Source organism: Mesorhizobium sp. M9A.F.Ca.ET.002.03.1.2, assembly GCF_003952365.1.
Classification (GTDB): Bacteria; Pseudomonadota; Alphaproteobacteria; order Rhizobiales; family Rhizobiaceae; genus Mesorhizobium.
On the sequence record NZ_CP034443.1, the window covers coordinates 6324477 to 6339113 of the forward strand.

Sequence of the window (14637 nt, forward strand, 5' to 3'; positions counted from 1 at the left end):
CGAAGAACCCGCGGGAGAGCCCATGAGCATGATCCTCACCATCGCCGACCTCAAGGACCTGGCGCGCCGCCGCGTGCCGAAGATGTTCTTCGACTATGCCGATTCAGGCGGATGGACGGAAAGCACCTACCGGGCCAACGAGGAGGATTTCCAGAAGATCAAGTTCCGTCAGCGCGTGCTGGTCGACATGAGCAACCGCTCGCTGGAATCGACCATGGTCGGCGAAAAGGTGGCGATGCCCGTGGCGCTTGCGCCGACCGGCATGACGGGCATGCAGCATCCCGACGGCGAGATGCTGGCGGCGCAGGCGGCGGAGGAATTCGGCGTGCCGTTCACGCTGTCGACGATGAGCATCTGCTCGATCGAGGACGTCGCATCCGTGACCAAGAAGCCGTTCTGGTTCCAGCTCTATGTGCTGCGCGACAAGGATTTCGTCCTCGATCTCATCGACAGGGCGAAGGCGGCGAAATGCTCGGCGCTGGTGCTGACGCTCGACCTGCAGATTCTCGGCCAGCGCCACAAGGATATCCGCAACGGGCTTTCGGCACCGCCGCGCTTCACGCCCAAACACATCTGGCAGATGGCGACCAGGCCGGGCTGGTGCTTTGGCATGGCCGGCACCCAGCGCCGGACCTTCCGCAACATCGTCGGCCACGCCAAGGGTGTCGGCGACCTCACTTCGCTGTCGTCGTGGACGACGGAGCAATTCGATCCGCATCTGTCGTGGAAGGACGTCGCCTGGATCAAGGAGCGCTGGGGCGGCAAGCTGATCCTAAAGGGCATCCTCGACAAGGAGGACGCGCTGATGGCGGCCAAGACCGGCGCCGACGCGATCATCGTCTCCAATCATGGCGGACGCCAGCTCGACGGTGCGTCGTCGTCGATCGCAGTGCTCGAAGAGATCGCCGACGCGGTCGGCGATACGATCGAGGTTCATATGGATGGCGGCATCCGCTCGGGCCAGGACGTGCTGAAGGCGCTGTGCCTCGGCGCCAAGGGCACCTATATCGGCCGGCCTTTCCTTTACGGCCTGGGCGCGCTCGGCAAGGACGGCGTCACAAAAGCCTTGGAAATCATCCGCAAAGAGATGGACATAACGCTGGCGCTGTGCGGAAAGCGTCTGGTGACCGACATGGGCAAGGATCAGCTACGGCGTTAGACTCCCGTGACGGCCCGATCACGGAGACAGCGGAAGCATTGGCGGAGCACGGCATTCATTTTCTCGACGCGCGCGGACCAGACGGCATGCGTCTCTACGCGATCGGCGACGTGCACGGCCGGCTCGATCTGCTGGTCGCCATGCACCGCCGGATTGCGGCCGAGATCCATCAGGCGCGGCCGGCTGACTGGCGTGTCATTCATCTCGGCGACTATGTCGACCGCGGCCCGGACTCCAAGAGCGTCGTCGATTTCCTGATCGAAATTCGAAAACGCGACCCGCGCTACCTGATGCTCGCCGGCAATCACGACATCGGCTTCCTCGATTTTCTCGATGCCCCCGATCCGGATGGGCTTTTCATACGCTATGGCGGCATCCAGACCGCGCAATCCTATGGCGTGGTGATCAATGAAGGCGGCAATGCATGGTTTGGCAGGTCCGAAGCGGCGTTGCGGCAGGGGCACGCGGCGCTGGTCGAGGCCGTGCCGAAAAGCCATGTCGACTTCCTGCGCTCACTGCCGTTTTCACTGACCTTCGGGGACTTCTTCTTCTGTCATGCCGGCATCCGGCCCGGCATTGCACTGGAAATGCAAAGCATGCAGGATCTGATCTGGATCCGCGACGTCTTCCATAACCATCCAGGCCTCCACCCGAAGATCGTGGTGCATGGCCATACGCCGGTGCCGGAGCCGGAGGTGATGGTCAATCGCGTCAATATCGACACGCTCGCCTGGCAGTCCGGAACCCTCACCGCGCTCGTCGTGGACGGCGCGGACAAGCGTATCCTGGTGGTGTCAGGTGAGAAGGCTTAGCGAAGCGCGGCGGTGACGCCGTAGCCGTCGACGGCGTTGTGGTTGTTGGCTGCGTCGCCAGCGTAGGTGCCGAGGCCGCACAGCGCGATGGCCGACAACATGGCAAAGGACAGAAGCGCTGCTTTCACGGACGTCATCTCTTGTTGGGCTTTCTGCATCTGTGCACGAGGCGGGTTACCAATGGGTTGAAACGGAAAATACGCCTCAAAGTTTCGGCGACTTCGCGCTTCTAGGCATGTTCTGTATCGGAGGTGTGTCGCGCGAGTGACACAAAGGGTTCATCGCGTTGCACACCAGATGCAGAGCGCGTGCCTTCTAGGGCGGCGGGCCGCCACAAGCCAAGGACGAAACAAGCTGTCCACAGCGGATTCTTGCCGGCGTGCCAAATATGCAACGTCGATACCGGCAAGCCTCAGATCGCCGCCACCCAGGCGCGGGCGATGGCCAGGCCGGCGGCATCGGCATCCGGTCCGTTGCGGGCCATTTCGTCGTCGAGCCGGTCGTTCCAGTCCGGATGCCGCTCGGCTATGAGCGGGGCGAAGGTCCTGCTCCAGTCGCGGACCATCGGCCGGTCCGCCTCGAAGTGGAACTGAAAGCCATAGACGGCGCGGCCGATGCGAAACGCCTGGTTCTCGGCGACGGTATTGCCGGCGAGCCGCACGGCATCTTCAGGCAAGACAAAAGTGTCGTCGTGCCATTCGAAGATCGGGAAATTTTCGGGCAGCGCCGCGAGCACCGGGTCGGTCTTTGCAGCCGGAGTGAGCGAAACCTCGTGCCAGCCGAATTCAGAGGCGCCGCCGATCCGGTTCTCGCCGCCGAAGGCGCGCGCGACCAGTTGGCTGCCAAGGCAGATACCGAGCACGGCGCGATCCCTGTTCGCGAAATCGCGCGTCAGGTCGAGCAGTCCAGGAAAATACGGGCATATCTCGTCATCCAGCGCGTTCTGGGCGCCGCCGAGCACGACCATGGCATCGTGCGCATCGCCGTCCCGCGGCAGCGTCTCGCCGCGATAGGGCCGGCGCAGGTCGATATCGGCGCCCGCCTCGACAAGTGCCGCGCCGATCTGGCCAAGGCCCTCACTGTCGAAATTCTGGACCACCAGCACCCGCATCGAAAAACCTGCTGACATGAAAATGATGCGACGAGCGATATCATGCCGCCATCATTCCAGCCAAGATGCGTGTTCGGGGAGAAAGCTATGCCACTGCAGAACCGGGTCGACCCGTTCGGGGTGATCCACGCCGTGCCCGAACGCGGCTTGTTCATGGGCAACCGCGGCATCATCCATGACCCCGAAACGAAGACGCTGCTGAAGAAGCGCTGGGCGCTGCATGCCTGGATCATCTGCGTCTGCGAATTCGGCGACGTGCGGCGCGAGCCGATGGGCAGAAACAGACCAGCAGGCAAAGCAGGCTGGACTGAACTGTTCTTCCTCGATGAAGTGACGGCGCTCTCGGCCGGGCATCGGCCCTGCTTCTTCTGCCGGCGCGAGCGGGCGAGCGACTTCGTCCAGCGCTTCGGCGCGGCCTTCGGCATCGCCGAGCCGAGAGCGCCGCATGTCGACAAGCGGCTGCACAAGGAGCGGCCGGCGGCGGGTGGACGGGCACCGGTGGTATCCGCGGAAGACCTTGCCGGTTTGCCGGACGGCGCCATGGTTGCGGACGGCGGCAACGCCTACGCGATGCGCGGCGGCAAGGCATTACGCTGGTCGTTCGCGGGCTATGGCGATCCGGTGGGGTTTAAGGGCTTTGCCGACCGTGCAATCCGCCTGCTCACGCCGACCACCACCGTTTCCGTGCTGAGGCAAGGCTACGAACCGGTGTGGCATCCTTCCGCCGAGGCTTGACGCCGGAAGCGGGCTCGCTCATTCCTCGGCGATGCGCGCCAATTACAAGATGCAGCGGCTGTTCGTGCCGGACGACCTCGGACCGGATATCGAGTTCGAGGCGAGCCCGCAGCAGAGCCATTACCTGATGCATGTGCTGCGGCTCGGCGAAGGCGCCGAAATCCTGGTGTTCAACGGCCGCGACGGCGAGTGGTCGGCGGCAATCGCCGCGAAATCGAAAAAGGCGGCGCGGCTGAAGGTGCTGACCCTGCAGCGGCCGCAGCCGCCGCTGCCCGATCTCGTCTATTGCTTTGCGCCGCTGAAGCAGGGCCGGCTCGATTATCTGGTGCAGAAGGCGGTCGAGATGGGCGCCGGCATCCTGCAGCCGGTCGTCACCCAGCACACGCAAGTGGCAAAGCCCGGCATCGAACGCCTGCGCGCCAATGTCGTCGAGGCCGCCGAACAATGCGGCATCCTGGCGGTGCCGGAGGTGCGCGAAGCGGAAAAGTTCGAACGCCTGCTGACAGGCTGGGACAAGGAGCGGCGGTTGATCTTCTGCGACGAGGATGCCTCCACCAACAATCCCCTGCCCACGCTGCAAGCGGTGCGGGAGAAGAAGTTCGGGCTGCTGGTCGGGCCCGAGGGCGGGTTTTCCGACGAGGAGCGAAGGATGCTGAGGGCGCTGCCTTTCGTCACGGCCATTCCGCTCGGTCCGCGCATCCTGCGCGCCGACACGGCGGCGGTGGCGGCGCTGGCGGTGATACAGGCAACAATCGGGGATTGGTGATCAATTCCAGTTACCCGTGGCTCAGGATTTTTCGCTTGATCGTCTACTGACATTTCGTCCATCTAGCGCCGGCGGTCGTCCGACCGCCTGCAGCGCCGCGTGTCCTTTCGGACGCGCACAGGACGTTGTAGCACTTTTGGGCTGGCGCATGATCCCCAGCGAAAATCGATGTCGATTTTCGGGGTCCTGCGCCGAGAGGGCTTTTCATGGCGCGCGACACAACCGATTTCCGGCCCATCGAAGGCGTCGACGAGCTTGTCGAGCATCTGGCCGAAGGCAACAAGCCGCGCGACAAATGGCGCATCGGCACCGAACACGAGAAGTTCCCGTTCTATGTCGACGGCAATGCGCCGGTGCCCTATGGCGGCGAGCGCGGCATCCGCGCCCTTCTCGAAGGCATGCAGGAAAAACTCGGCTGGGACCCGATCATGGATGCCGGCCGCATCATCGGCCTGGTCGAGCCGACCGGCCAGGGCGCGATCTCGCTGGAGCCCGGCGGCCAGTTCGAACTGTCCGGGGCGCCGCTGGAGACGATCCACCAGACCTGCCGCGAAGGCAATGCGCATCTGGCGCAGGTGCGCGAGATCGCCGAGCCGATGGGCATCCGCTTCCTCGGCCTCGGCGGCAGCCCGAAATGGTCGCTCGCCGAGACGCCGAAAATGCCGAAATCGCGCTACGAGATCATGACGCGCTACATGCCCAAGGTCGGCACCAAGGGCCTCGACATGATGTACCGCACCTGCACCATCCAGGTGAATCTCGACTTCGAGAGCGAGGCCGACATGCGCCGCAAGATGCAGGTGTCGCTGAAGCTGCAGCCGCTGTCGACGGCGCTGTTCGCCAACTCGCCCTTCACCGAGAGCCGGCCCAACGGATTGCAGAGCTGGCGCGGCGACATCTGGCGCGACACCGACAACCAGCGCTCGGGCCTGCTCGAATTCTGCTTCTCGCCCGATTTCGGCTTCGCCGACTATGTCGAATGGGCGCTCGACGTGCCGATGTACTTCGTCATCCGCGACGGCCGCTACCATGACATGACGCATGTCACCTTCCGCCAGTTCATGGCGGGTGCGGCCCGCAACGAGGTACCCGACGGGCTGCCGACGATGGGCGATTGGGCAAACCATCTGTCGACGCTGTTCCCCGACGTGCGATTGAAGCGTTTCCTTGAAATGCGCGGCGCCGATGGCGGGCCGTGGCGGCGCATCTGCGCGCTGCCGGCCTTCTGGGTCGGGCTGCTCTACGACGCGGCGGCGCTCGACGCTGCCGAGGCGCTGACCTCGAGCTGGACCTATGAGGAGGTGCTGGCGATGCGCAATGCCGTGCCGGAACAGGGCATTTCGGCGCCGTTCCGCAACACGAGCCTGCGCGAAATCGCCCGCGAGGCGCTCGTCATCTCGCGCATGGGGCTGAAGAACCGCGACCGCAAGAACCGCGACGGCTACGACGAAACCTCGTTCCTCAGCACGCTTGACGAAGTCGTGGCGCGCGGCACCACCAGCGCCGAGGAGCTGCTCTCCGCCTATCACACGCGCTGGGGCGGCTCGATCGAGCCGGTGTTCATGGAATATGCGTATTAACCGTTCGCTATCCGCGTGACCCTGTCGCTCGGGAAAAGTCGCTTCAATCAGAAATGGAAACGAATTAGGCTCTCTCCACGAGAATTTTCCCGAGGAGAAAACCAATGCCTTCCTTGTTCGACATTCTGGCGCAGGCCCAGAACGGCAACGGCATGCAGGCTCTGGCCCAACAGTTCGGGCTTTCGCAGCAGCAGGCGCAATCGGCGGTCGAGGCGCTGCTGCCGGCCTTTTCACAGGGGCTGAAGCGCAACACGTCCGACCCCTACGGGCTCGGCTCCTTCATGACGGCAATGGCCAGCGGCCAGCACGCCAAATATTTCGAGGACGCAAGCCGGGCTTTCTCGCCGCAGGGCGTCGATGAAGGCAACGGCATTCTGGGGCATCTGTTCGGCTCGAAGGACCTGTCCCGCGCCGTTGCCAGCCAGGCTGCGCAGGCGAGCGGCGTCAGCCAGCAGATCTTGCAGCAGATGCTGCCGGCCGTGGCTTCGATGATGATGGGCGGCCTGTTCAACCAGACCACAAATCAGATGCAGGCAGCCGGCGGATTCAGCGGCGGCGGCAATCCGCTCGGCGAGATCATCGAGCAGATGATGCGGCAGGCCGGTGGACAGCCGCCGGCAGCACAGCAGCGCCAGGCGCCACAACCCGCGAACCCGATGGACAATCCACTCGGCAAGGTGCTGCAGGACATGTTCGGCGGCGGTGCGCAGCAGCCGCAAAGCCAGCCGCAGCAGGCGCCCGATCCCTACGGCGACAATCCGCTCGGCAAGGTGCTGCAGGATATGTTCGGCGGCGGCGCGCAGCAGCCGCAAAGCCAGCCGCAGCAGGCACCCAACCCCTATGGCGACAATCCGCTCGGCAAGGTGCTGCAGGATATGTTCGGCGGCGGCGCGCAGCAGCCTCAGCCGCAGTCGCGTCAGGCGCCTCCGCAACCCCAAGCGCCCCAGCCGCAGGCCAATCCGAGCGGCAGGCCAAGGAATCCGTTCGACGATTTGTTCGGCAAGATGTTCGAGACGGGCGCGCAACAGCGCGACGATTACCAGAAGGGCGTGGAATCGATCTTCGATCAGTTCAAGAGAGGAATGGATCGGCGGTAGGGCTTGTCGCTGACCCACGCGGCGTCGTCATCCTGGGGCGGAGCAAGGAGCGAAGCGACGCGGCGCAGACCCCAGGATCCATGCCGTGATTTGAGAGCGCCGCTGCGGTGCAAAATTCTGCTCCGCTGCATCCTCGGCTGAGGTCACCGGGATGGATCCTTGGGTCTGCGCTCCGCTTCGCGTCGCTACGCCCAAGGATGACGAAGTTGAGGAAAAATGCCCGGTCCTCTGGGACCGGGCAGGATGCAGGCGGGCCGGAGGGGATCCGGCAGGGAGTGGGAGCCTGCGATAATCCTTGGTGACGTCGAACTTCAAAAAGGTTCAACGCCACAGAAACAGCAACGCGCTCAGGTCACCTTGCGGGCAATATCCTCGATCGTCTCAGTGCGATCGGTCGCGATGGCGCGAAGCCTCTCGGTTGGATCGCGGCCAAACGGCACATCGATGGCGACGTGAAGGTCGGCGCGCGTCAAGCCGATGTCGGCAAGTTCGGCGTCCGACATATCGCCAAGGCGATAGAAGGCGCGGCGGTTTTTCCAGGCGCGATAGACGTTGGAGATGGTGTTGACCACACGCGTCGCAACGGCCGGACGCGACGTGATGCGCGGGGTCTCGGTGGCGAAATCTAACGTAGCCATGTCGGTCTCCTTCATTCCGATGGACGAAGATGGGCGATCGGCGCTGGCGACAGCGGCCGTTCGGGTCCCGATTCACTTAAAAAGGTGCATGTCGTCGTCCTAAAACCGGTGACCACTTTAGGCGACATGCATTGCCTTCATGTGGACAACTGAGAATTTGCCACGGTGCGATTGATTAATCCAACGAATGTTTCTAATCTTTAGCATCAACACTGGTGATGGATTGGACCGATGAAAGCGCCACTCGATCTCGATCAGTTGCAGACCTTCATCTCGATTGTCGACACCGGCAGCTTTACCCGCGCGGCAGAAGAGGTTCATCGGACCCAGTCGGCGGTGTCGATGCAGATGCGCCGGCTGGAGGAACGGATCGGCAAGCCGCTGTTCGAAAAGGACGGGCGCACCAACAAGCTGACCGAGGATGGCGACAGGCTGCTCTCCTACGCAAGACGGCTGCTGTTTCTCAATCGCGAAACGCTGGCCGCCTTCGACGACCGGCGGCTCGAAGGCACGATCCGCATCGGCACGCCGGACGACTACGCCGATCGCTTCCTGCCCGAGATCATGGCCCGCTTCGCCCGTTCCAATCCACGTGTCGAGCTGACCGTCATCTGCGAGCCGACGCCGGGGCTGGTCGAGCATATCAAGCGCGGCAATCTCGATCTGGCGCTGGTGACGCACAATGACGCGCACGGCCAGTCGGAAGTGGTGCGGCGCGAACCGCTGCTGTGGGTCACCTCGGCCAACCACGCGACACATGAGCAAGACACGTTGCCGATGGCCTTCGGCCGGCCGAACTGCATCTGGCGGCGGGCCGCCGTCGACGTTCTCGACCGGCAGAACCGCGACTACCGCATCCTGTTCACCAGCTTCTCGGCCACCGTCATCACCGCCGCGGTGCTTTCCGGCCTGGCGATCTCGGTGCTGCCGGAATGCGCGCTGCGGCCCGGCATGCGGGTTCTGGGCGACGCCGACGGGTTCGGCACCCTGCCCGATTGCCGTATCGGCATCATGCGCGGTCAGACGTCGCGCCCGGAGATCGTCGACGCGCTGGCCCGTCACATTTCGGAAAGCCTCGACAATATTTCCGTGCCGCTCGGCGATGAGACGGGAACCTTCGACTTCGCAGCACTCGCCTTTTCGAAGATGAAGCGGACCAAGCCGAACCAGATCCTGCCGGGCTGGTGAAGGACCCCGCAATTTGGACCGGCACCGAACACAGCCGACTTGACGCGGACGCACAACCGCCCCCCAATCGGTCCATGAGCGACGCAGTATCCGAATCACGCACCAATGCCGCCGAATACACGGTGAGCGAGATTTCCGGCGCGCTGAAGCGCACCGTCGAGGATGCTTTCGGCAATGTGCGGGTGCGCGGCGAGATTTCAGGCTATCGCGGGCCGCATTCCTCCGGCCATGCCTATTTCTGCCTGAAGGACGACCGCGCGCGGCTCGACGCCGTGGTGTGGAAGGGCACGATGGGCCGGCTGAAATTCCGCCCCGAAGAGGGCATGGAGGTGATTGCCACAGGCCGGCTCACCACCTACCCTGGAAAGTCCAACTACCAGATCGTCATCGACAATCTGGAGCCGGCCGGCGCCGGGGCGCTGATGGCGCTGCTGGAAGAGCGCAAGCGCCGGCTGCAGGCCGAAGGCCTGTTCGATGCCGGCCGCAAGCGCCTGCTGCCGTTCATGCCGCGCGTCATCGGCGTCGTCACCTCGCCGACAGGCTCCGTCATTCGCGACATCATCCATCGGATCAAGGACCGGTTCCCGCTGCATGTGCTTGTGTGGCCGGTGCGGGTGCAGGGCGAGACGACAGCCAAGGAAGTGACCGCCGCCGTCAACGGCTTCAACGCGCTGCCATGGGATGGCGCCATCCCGCACCCCGACCTGTTGATCGTGGCCCGTGGCGGCGGCAGCCTCGAGGACCTTTGGGGGTTTAATGACGAGGCGCTGGCCCGCGCCGTTGCCGCCTCTCGCATTCCGGTGATCTCCGCCGTCGGCCACGAAACGGACTGGACGCTGATCGACCTGGCGGCGGATGTGCGGGCGCCGACACCGACGGGGGCCGCCGAGATCGCCGTGCCCGTGCGCGCCGACCTCGAAGTGACGCTTGCCGGCCTTGGCGCGCGGCTCAAGACCGCGGCATCGCGCAATTTCGAACGCAAGCGCCAGGCGGTGCGTGCAGCTGCCCGTGCGCTGCCCTCGCCCGACCAGTTGCTGGCGTTGCCGCGCCGGCGCTTCGATGAGGCGACGAGCCGGCTTGGCCGGGCGCTGTCCGTCAGCATCGACCGCAAGAGGGCCCGGCTTCAAGGCCAGCGGCTGACACCGGCCACTCTGTCGCGACGCATGAACGAGGCCCGCACACTGGCAGGCCGTGATCTCGCTCGCGCGCAAGCGGCGTTCTTCGCCATCGTGCGCGAGCGGCGAACGCGGTTTTCGCGCACGGCGGTGCGGCTGTCGCCCGCGCCGATCGCGAGGCGGCAGAAGTTGCAGGGAGATGCCTTGGCGGCGTTGTCACGGCGACAGGACCGGGTAATTTCCGTACGGCTCGAACGCTTGCGCGGGAAACTGACCCAGGCCGACCGGCTGCTGGCGACGCTGTCGCACAAGGCGGTGCTGGCGCGGGGCTTTGCCCTGGTGAAAGACGCCGACGGCGCTGTGATCAAGCAGGCGGCGGACGTGGTGTCGGGCATGGCACTTTCGCTGGAGTTCGCCGACGGAACCGCCGATGCGGTTGCGACCAGCGGTGCCGCACGGCCGAAGACAAGTGCAAAGCCGGCCGCCAAAGCCAAAGAGCCCGGCAATCAAGGTTCCCTGTTCTGAGTGCCGATGATTCCCGGCGCATGACTTCCGAATGCCTATGACTTCCGAATGCCCATAATTCCCGAGCGCGAATGACCGACAATCCGCATCACCAGAGGACGCTTTCCGGCAGGCCGCGGGCGAGAAGTTTCGGCATAAGTTTTGACGGCACGCCCGGACCGTTCAACGCCATCACCGATGTGCCTGGCGTTGCGGTCGGTTACTCGACCCTGATTTCGGGCGACGGTGCGCTGGCGGTCGGCAAGGGGCCGGTGCGCACCGGTGTGACCGCCATCCTGCCCAGACCGCGCGCCGACTTGGCCACGCCGGTTTTTGCCGGCACCTTCAGCCAGAACGGCAATGGCGAATTGACCGGCTCGTACATCATCGAAGAGACCGGTGCCTTCAATTTTCCGATCACCATCACCAACACGCATTCCTGCGGCGTTTCACGCGATGGAACACTGCGCTGGATGCAGGGCGTGCTGCCGGCCGCGCTCGACAGCGCCTGGGGCCTGCCGGTGGCGGCGGAAACCTATGACGGTTTCCTGAATGACATCAACGGCCACCATCTCAGGTTCGAGCATGTCGCCATGGCTCTCGATGGCGCGACCAGCGGACCGATCGAGGAAGGCAGCGTCGGCGGCGGCACCGGCATGATCGCCTTCGATTTCAAGGCTGGCTCCGGCACGGCATCGCGCATCGTCGAGCGGCAAGGCCGGCGCTACACGGTTGGCGCGTTCGTGCAGGCGAATTTCGGCGAGCGGAGCAATTTCACCATTCGCGGCTTGCGCGCCGGGCCCGATCTCGTGGAACCGGCGATCCGCGAAAGCACGCCGCGCGCCGAAAAGGGCTCGATCATCGGGATCGTCGCCACCGATGCGCCGTTCCTGCCGCATCAGATGAAGCGGCTGGCCCGCCGGGTGCCGCTCGGCGTCGCCATGACCGGCGGGTTCGGCTATCATAGCTCGGGCGACATTTTCCTGGCCTTTTCGACCGCCAATTCCGAGGCGGCACTGGCGCCGTCAGGCCAGATCGCCAGCGCCGATTTCATCCCGGATACCGACATCGATCCGTTCTTCGACGCCGTGATCCAAGGTGTGGAGGAAGCGATCCTCAATGCGCTGGTCGCCAACGACGACATGACCGGGCGCGACGGCAATTTCGTGCCGGCGCTGCCGAAGGCATGGCTCAAGAGTAAATTCGGTGCAGGTCGGGGGACGTAAGACGGCATGCGTCACACGCGTCGCGTAGGTCCTCGCCGGGTCCGGCTTATCACTCGTCAGGCCTATCCGAATTCTTTTCGTCCTGGTCGGCTTCGGCCGCCTCTTCCAGCTTCGACGCGATAAGCTCCTGAATGTCGCCGACCTCTTCCTGGATATCCTCCAGCGGTATGCCGGCCTCGGCCGCCTTGGCGGCGCATTCCTTGGCGAGAGTCTCGGCCTGGTCCTCGATCCTGTCCAGCGAGGACTGGCACTGGACCTTTTCGCCGATCCACTCCTGCAAGAACTCGATCGCGTGTTCACTCATACTGCTGTTCCCTGGCGGCTGCGCCGGTTGGTAATCATAAACATCAGCGTCCCCGAAAAGATGCATGCTCCCATTCCAACCGAGTCGTCGTCACCCGGCAAGCCGATCTTGTCCAAGCTCCACAGAGCTGAAGGAAATCGAAGGTTCAAGAGCACGTTCTAATTCTTGAGGAGATTCTAGTTCTCGAGGAAACCGCTACCGCTGGCTGGATCGCTTGCGACCCTGAGATACTGTTTCTGTTTGCTTTTCCCGGCCTCAAGGCCGATTTGCATCACAATAGGTGTCACAATACGTAGCGCATCCACGGCACTCTCACCGGCACAAATCGTGATGAGCCGTCGAAGCCGCCGCTATATAGGGACATCCTCATGCAATGTCGACCCTGCTCGCCATCCTGCTTCTTTCCGTCGCGGCGAAGGACCCCGACTTGCAGCGATTCGCAAAGGTCCCGGCATGCCTGATGGCCCCTCAGCACGCTCACCAAGGATTCGCTCGGGAAGTGAGTATCGATCGAAAATCCCGGCCTATCCGCCAACCATGAGCTTGACGACTTCGTCATGGTTGGTTTGCGAGATCTTGCGCTCGCCGGCCTGGACGCCGCGGCGCAGCACGACGATGCGGTCGGAAACGGCGAAAATATCCTGGAGATTGTGCGAGATGAAGATCACGCCCCGCCCTTGCGCCTTGAGCTGGTGGATGAGCGAAATGACCTTGCGCTGTTCGGGCACGCCGAGGGCCGCGGTCGGTTCGTCCATGATCAGAATCTGCGCGTCCCAATAGACGGCCCGGCCGATGGCGACAGCCTGCCGCTGACCGCCGGAGAAATTGCTGACCGGGGCGTTGAGCCGGCTGACATGGAAATCCAGCCGCCCCATGGTCTGCTTGGCGGCGACGGCCATGGCCTCGCGATCGAGCACCGGCAAGAAGCCGAAGGCCTTGCGCATGGGTTCCCGGCCGAGGAAGATGTTGGCGCCAATGGACAAATTGTCGGCGAGAGCGAGATCCTGATAGATGGTTTCGATGCCTTTTTCGCGTGCCTCATGCGGCGTCGCAAATGTCACCGGCTGCCCCCTCAGCAGAATTTCACCGCCTGTCGGCTGAAAGACGCCCGATATCGCCTTGATCAGCGTCGTCTTGCCGGCGCCGTTGTCGCCCGCCAGGGCCACCACCTCGCCCGGCCGCACGACCATGGAGAAATCATTGAGTGCCCGGACAGCACCAAAATGCTTGGAAAGGTGTCGGACTTCGAGAAGGGGTGTGGTTTGTTCTGAACTATTCATCCTGGCGAGCTCCACTGAACCGGCGCTGCGCCTGGTCGATAAGAACGGAGATAATGATGACGAGGCCGACGGCGATGAACTGCCAGAACGGCTCGACATTGACGAAAACCAGCCCGTATTGAATGACCGCGATCACCAAGGCGCCGGCGACTGTCCCGAAGATAGTGCCGGAGCCGCCGAACAGGCTGGCGCCGCCGATCACCACCGCTGCGACGCTGTCGAGCAGCAAGGGCTCGCCGGCCTGGGCCGCGCCCGCGGCGAAACGCGCTGCATAGAGCGCGCCGCCGAGGCCGGCGCACATCGCCGAAAGCACATAGAGGCGCAGGATATGGCCCCTGATGTCGATGCCGGCACGACGCGCCGCCTGCACGTTGGCGCCGATAGCGTAATTGTGCTGGCCGAACCGGGTCTGGCTCAGGATGTAGTGCATCACGACGACGAAAACGGCGGCAATGATGACGAGATAAGGCACACTGTAGAACCTGCCGTTGCCGAGCAGCGCGAACCAGGAATTCTGGACCGGCACCGTCGTGCCGCCGGCCATCAGGAAAGCAGCGCCGCGCGCCACGCCGAACATGCCAAGCGTGCCGATGAAAGGGGGAATTCTCAGGCGTGAGATCAGCAATCCGTTGATGACGCCAGGCACCCCTGCGACAATCACGGCCGCCAGAATACCCGCCAGCATGGCCAGTGGCAGCGGGATTGCGGCTCCCGCCATGTTCGTAGCGTGGGCCGCGACGACGGCCGCAAGGCCCATGATGAAGCCCAGCGAGAGGTCGATGCCCCCCGAAATGATGACGAATGTCTGTCCGGTCGCCAGCAGCAACGGCGCCACGGCGAAGATCGCAATGGACTGCAGGTTGAACGGATTGAGCATGAAGGTCGCGCCGAAGGAGAGCCTCGACCAAACCTCGAAACAGATGATCAGGCCGGCGAGGAACAGCCAGGCGCGCCCCTCGGCGATGCGTCTGAGCCAAGTCCTGGCCGGATCACCGTGGTCGGCCTGAGGGGCGACATGGGTTTCGCTTTGCTCGGTTGGCGATGTTGAAGTCATTGATGGTTCCGATCCGCGGCGCGGCCTCCGTCAACAGGTCCCTGGGAGACCCGGCACAGGTCTCCTCC

General features: G+C 63.9%; 15 protein-coding genes. 9 read left to right on the forward strand and 6 right to left on the reverse strand.

From position 1 onward, the window contains the following. The first annotated feature begins 22 nt into the window (after window positions 1-22). Window positions 23-1159, forward strand: a complete 1137-nt coding sequence (locus tag EJ066_RS30795) for an alpha-hydroxy acid oxidase (protein WP_126043624.1) — start codon at window positions 23-25, stop codon at window positions 1157-1159. Window positions 1160-1197: 38 nt separating this feature from the next. Next, complete coding sequence (locus tag EJ066_RS30800) at window positions 1198-1971, forward strand: metallophosphoesterase (protein WP_126043625.1); 774 nt, start codon at window positions 1198-1200, stop codon at window positions 1969-1971. Here EJ066_RS30800 and EJ066_RS32505 read toward each other — a convergent pair. Together EJ066_RS32505 and EJ066_RS30810 are read right to left on the reverse strand one after the other, a co-directional pair. Further along, window positions 1968-2099: a hypothetical protein gene (locus tag EJ066_RS32505; RefSeq protein ID WP_281035462.1), complete on the reverse strand. Its 132-nt coding sequence runs from the start codon at window positions 2097-2099 to the stop codon at window positions 1968-1970. The two genes, EJ066_RS30800 and EJ066_RS32505, sit on opposite strands and share 4 nt — an antisense overlap. A 284-nt stretch (window positions 2100-2383) precedes the next feature. Further along, window positions 2384-3082 carry a type 1 glutamine amidotransferase gene (locus EJ066_RS30810; protein ID WP_126044112.1) on the reverse strand — a complete coding sequence of 233 codons (699 nt, stop codon included), beginning with the start codon at window positions 3080-3082 and terminating at the stop codon, window positions 2384-2386. An 87-nt stretch (window positions 3083-3169) separates the two neighbouring features. Between EJ066_RS30810 and EJ066_RS30815 the strand changes: the two genes are divergently transcribed. The 4 genes from EJ066_RS30815 to EJ066_RS30830 all read left to right on the forward strand — a co-directional run bounded on the left by EJ066_RS30815 (window position 3170) and on the right by EJ066_RS30830 (window position 7260). Next, window positions 3170-3817, forward strand: a complete 648-nt coding sequence (locus EJ066_RS30815) for a hypothetical protein (RefSeq protein WP_126043627.1) — start codon at window positions 3170-3172, stop codon at window positions 3815-3817. Window positions 3818-3848: 31 nt separating this feature from the next. Then, complete coding sequence (locus EJ066_RS30820; RefSeq protein ID WP_126043628.1) at window positions 3849-4583, forward strand: 16S rRNA (uracil(1498)-N(3))-methyltransferase; 735 nt, start codon at window positions 3849-3851, stop codon at window positions 4581-4583. Window positions 4584-4789: 206 nt separating this feature from the next. Beyond that, a complete protein-coding gene (locus tag EJ066_RS30825; RefSeq protein ID WP_126043629.1) occupies window positions 4790-6163 on the forward strand; it encodes a glutamate--cysteine ligase in 1374 nt (457 codons plus the stop codon). Between the two features lie 104 nt (window positions 6164-6267). Then, complete coding sequence (locus EJ066_RS30830; RefSeq protein ID WP_126043630.1) at window positions 6268-7260, forward strand: DUF937 domain-containing protein; 993 nt, start codon at window positions 6268-6270, stop codon at window positions 7258-7260. Between the two features lie 347 nt (window positions 7261-7607). Here the strand turns inward: EJ066_RS30830 and EJ066_RS30835 are convergent, their stop codons facing one another. Further along, complete coding sequence (locus tag EJ066_RS30835; protein ID WP_126043631.1) at window positions 7608-7898, reverse strand: DUF1127 domain-containing protein; 291 nt, start codon at window positions 7896-7898, stop codon at window positions 7608-7610. Window positions 7899-8129: 231 nt separating this feature from the next. On the opposite strand from EJ066_RS30835, the gene EJ066_RS30840 reads away from it, so the two are divergent. From EJ066_RS30840 to EJ066_RS30850, 3 genes are all read left to right on the forward strand, one after another. Further along, a complete protein-coding gene (locus EJ066_RS30840) occupies window positions 8130-9086 on the forward strand; it encodes a LysR substrate-binding domain-containing protein (RefSeq protein WP_126043632.1) in 957 nt (318 codons plus the stop codon). Window positions 9087-9160: 74 nt separating this feature from the next. After that, on the forward strand, window positions 9161-10726 hold the full coding sequence (xseA, locus tag EJ066_RS30845; RefSeq protein ID WP_126043633.1) for an exodeoxyribonuclease VII large subunit: 1566 nt from the start codon (window positions 9161-9163) through the stop codon (window positions 10724-10726). A gap of 71 nt (window positions 10727-10797) precedes the next feature. Next, window positions 10798-11931, forward strand: a complete 1134-nt coding sequence (locus tag EJ066_RS30850) for a P1 family peptidase (RefSeq protein WP_126043634.1) — start codon at window positions 10798-10800, stop codon at window positions 11929-11931. 49 nt (window positions 11932-11980) lie between these two features. Here the strand turns inward: EJ066_RS30850 and EJ066_RS30855 are convergent, their stop codons facing one another. From EJ066_RS30855 to EJ066_RS30865, 3 genes are all read right to left on the reverse strand, one after another. Beyond that, window positions 11981-12235, reverse strand: a complete 255-nt coding sequence (locus EJ066_RS30855) for a DUF768 domain-containing protein (protein WP_126043635.1) — start codon at window positions 12233-12235, stop codon at window positions 11981-11983. Between the two features lie 524 nt (window positions 12236-12759). Then, window positions 12760-13515 carry an ATP-binding cassette domain-containing protein gene (locus EJ066_RS30860; protein ID WP_126043636.1) on the reverse strand — a complete coding sequence of 252 codons (756 nt, stop codon included), beginning with the start codon at window positions 13513-13515 and terminating at the stop codon, window positions 12760-12762. Beyond that, window positions 13508-14569, reverse strand: a complete 1062-nt coding sequence (locus EJ066_RS30865; protein WP_126043637.1) for a ribose ABC transporter — start codon at window positions 14567-14569, stop codon at window positions 13508-13510. The genes EJ066_RS30860 and EJ066_RS30865 overlap by 8 nt, the downstream gene beginning before the upstream one ends. Window positions 14570-14637 lie beyond the last annotated feature (68 nt).

Bases quoted from the DNA above. Each gene is read 5' to 3' on its own strand.
- EJ066_RS30795 (WP_126043624.1), top strand. From the start codon at position 23: ATGAGCATGATCCTCACCATCGCCGACCTCAAGGACCTGGCGCGCCGC.
- EJ066_RS30810 (WP_126044112.1), bottom strand. From the start codon at position 3,082: ATGCGGGTGCTGGTGGTCCAGAATTTCGACAGTGAGGGCCTTGGCCAG.
- EJ066_RS30815 (WP_126043627.1), top strand. From the start codon at position 3,170: ATGCCACTGCAGAACCGGGTCGACCCGTTCGGGGTGATCCACGCCGTG.
- EJ066_RS30820 (WP_126043628.1), top strand. From the start codon at position 3,849: ATGCGCGCCAATTACAAGATGCAGCGGCTGTTCGTGCCGGACGACCTC.
- EJ066_RS30825 (WP_126043629.1), top strand. From the start codon at position 4,790: ATGGCGCGCGACACAACCGATTTCCGGCCCATCGAAGGCGTCGACGAG.
- EJ066_RS30830 (WP_126043630.1), top strand. From the start codon at position 6,268: ATGCCTTCCTTGTTCGACATTCTGGCGCAGGCCCAGAACGGCAACGGC.
- EJ066_RS30835 (WP_126043631.1), bottom strand. From the start codon at position 7,898: ATGGCTACGTTAGATTTCGCCACCGAGACCCCGCGCATCACGTCGCGT.
- EJ066_RS30840 (WP_126043632.1), top strand. From the start codon at position 8,130: ATGAAAGCGCCACTCGATCTCGATCAGTTGCAGACCTTCATCTCGATT.
- xseA (WP_126043633.1), top strand. From the start codon at position 9,161: ATGAGCGACGCAGTATCCGAATCACGCACCAATGCCGCCGAATACACG.
- EJ066_RS30850 (WP_126043634.1), top strand. From the start codon at position 10,798: ATGACCGACAATCCGCATCACCAGAGGACGCTTTCCGGCAGGCCGCGG.
- EJ066_RS30855 (WP_126043635.1), bottom strand. From the start codon at position 12,235: ATGAGTGAACACGCGATCGAGTTCTTGCAGGAGTGGATCGGCGAAAAG.
- EJ066_RS30860 (WP_126043636.1), bottom strand. From the start codon at position 13,515: ATGAATAGTTCAGAACAAACCACACCCCTTCTCGAAGTCCGACACCTT.
- EJ066_RS30865 (WP_126043637.1), bottom strand. From the start codon at position 14,569: ATGACTTCAACATCGCCAACCGAGCAAAGCGAAACCCATGTCGCCCCT.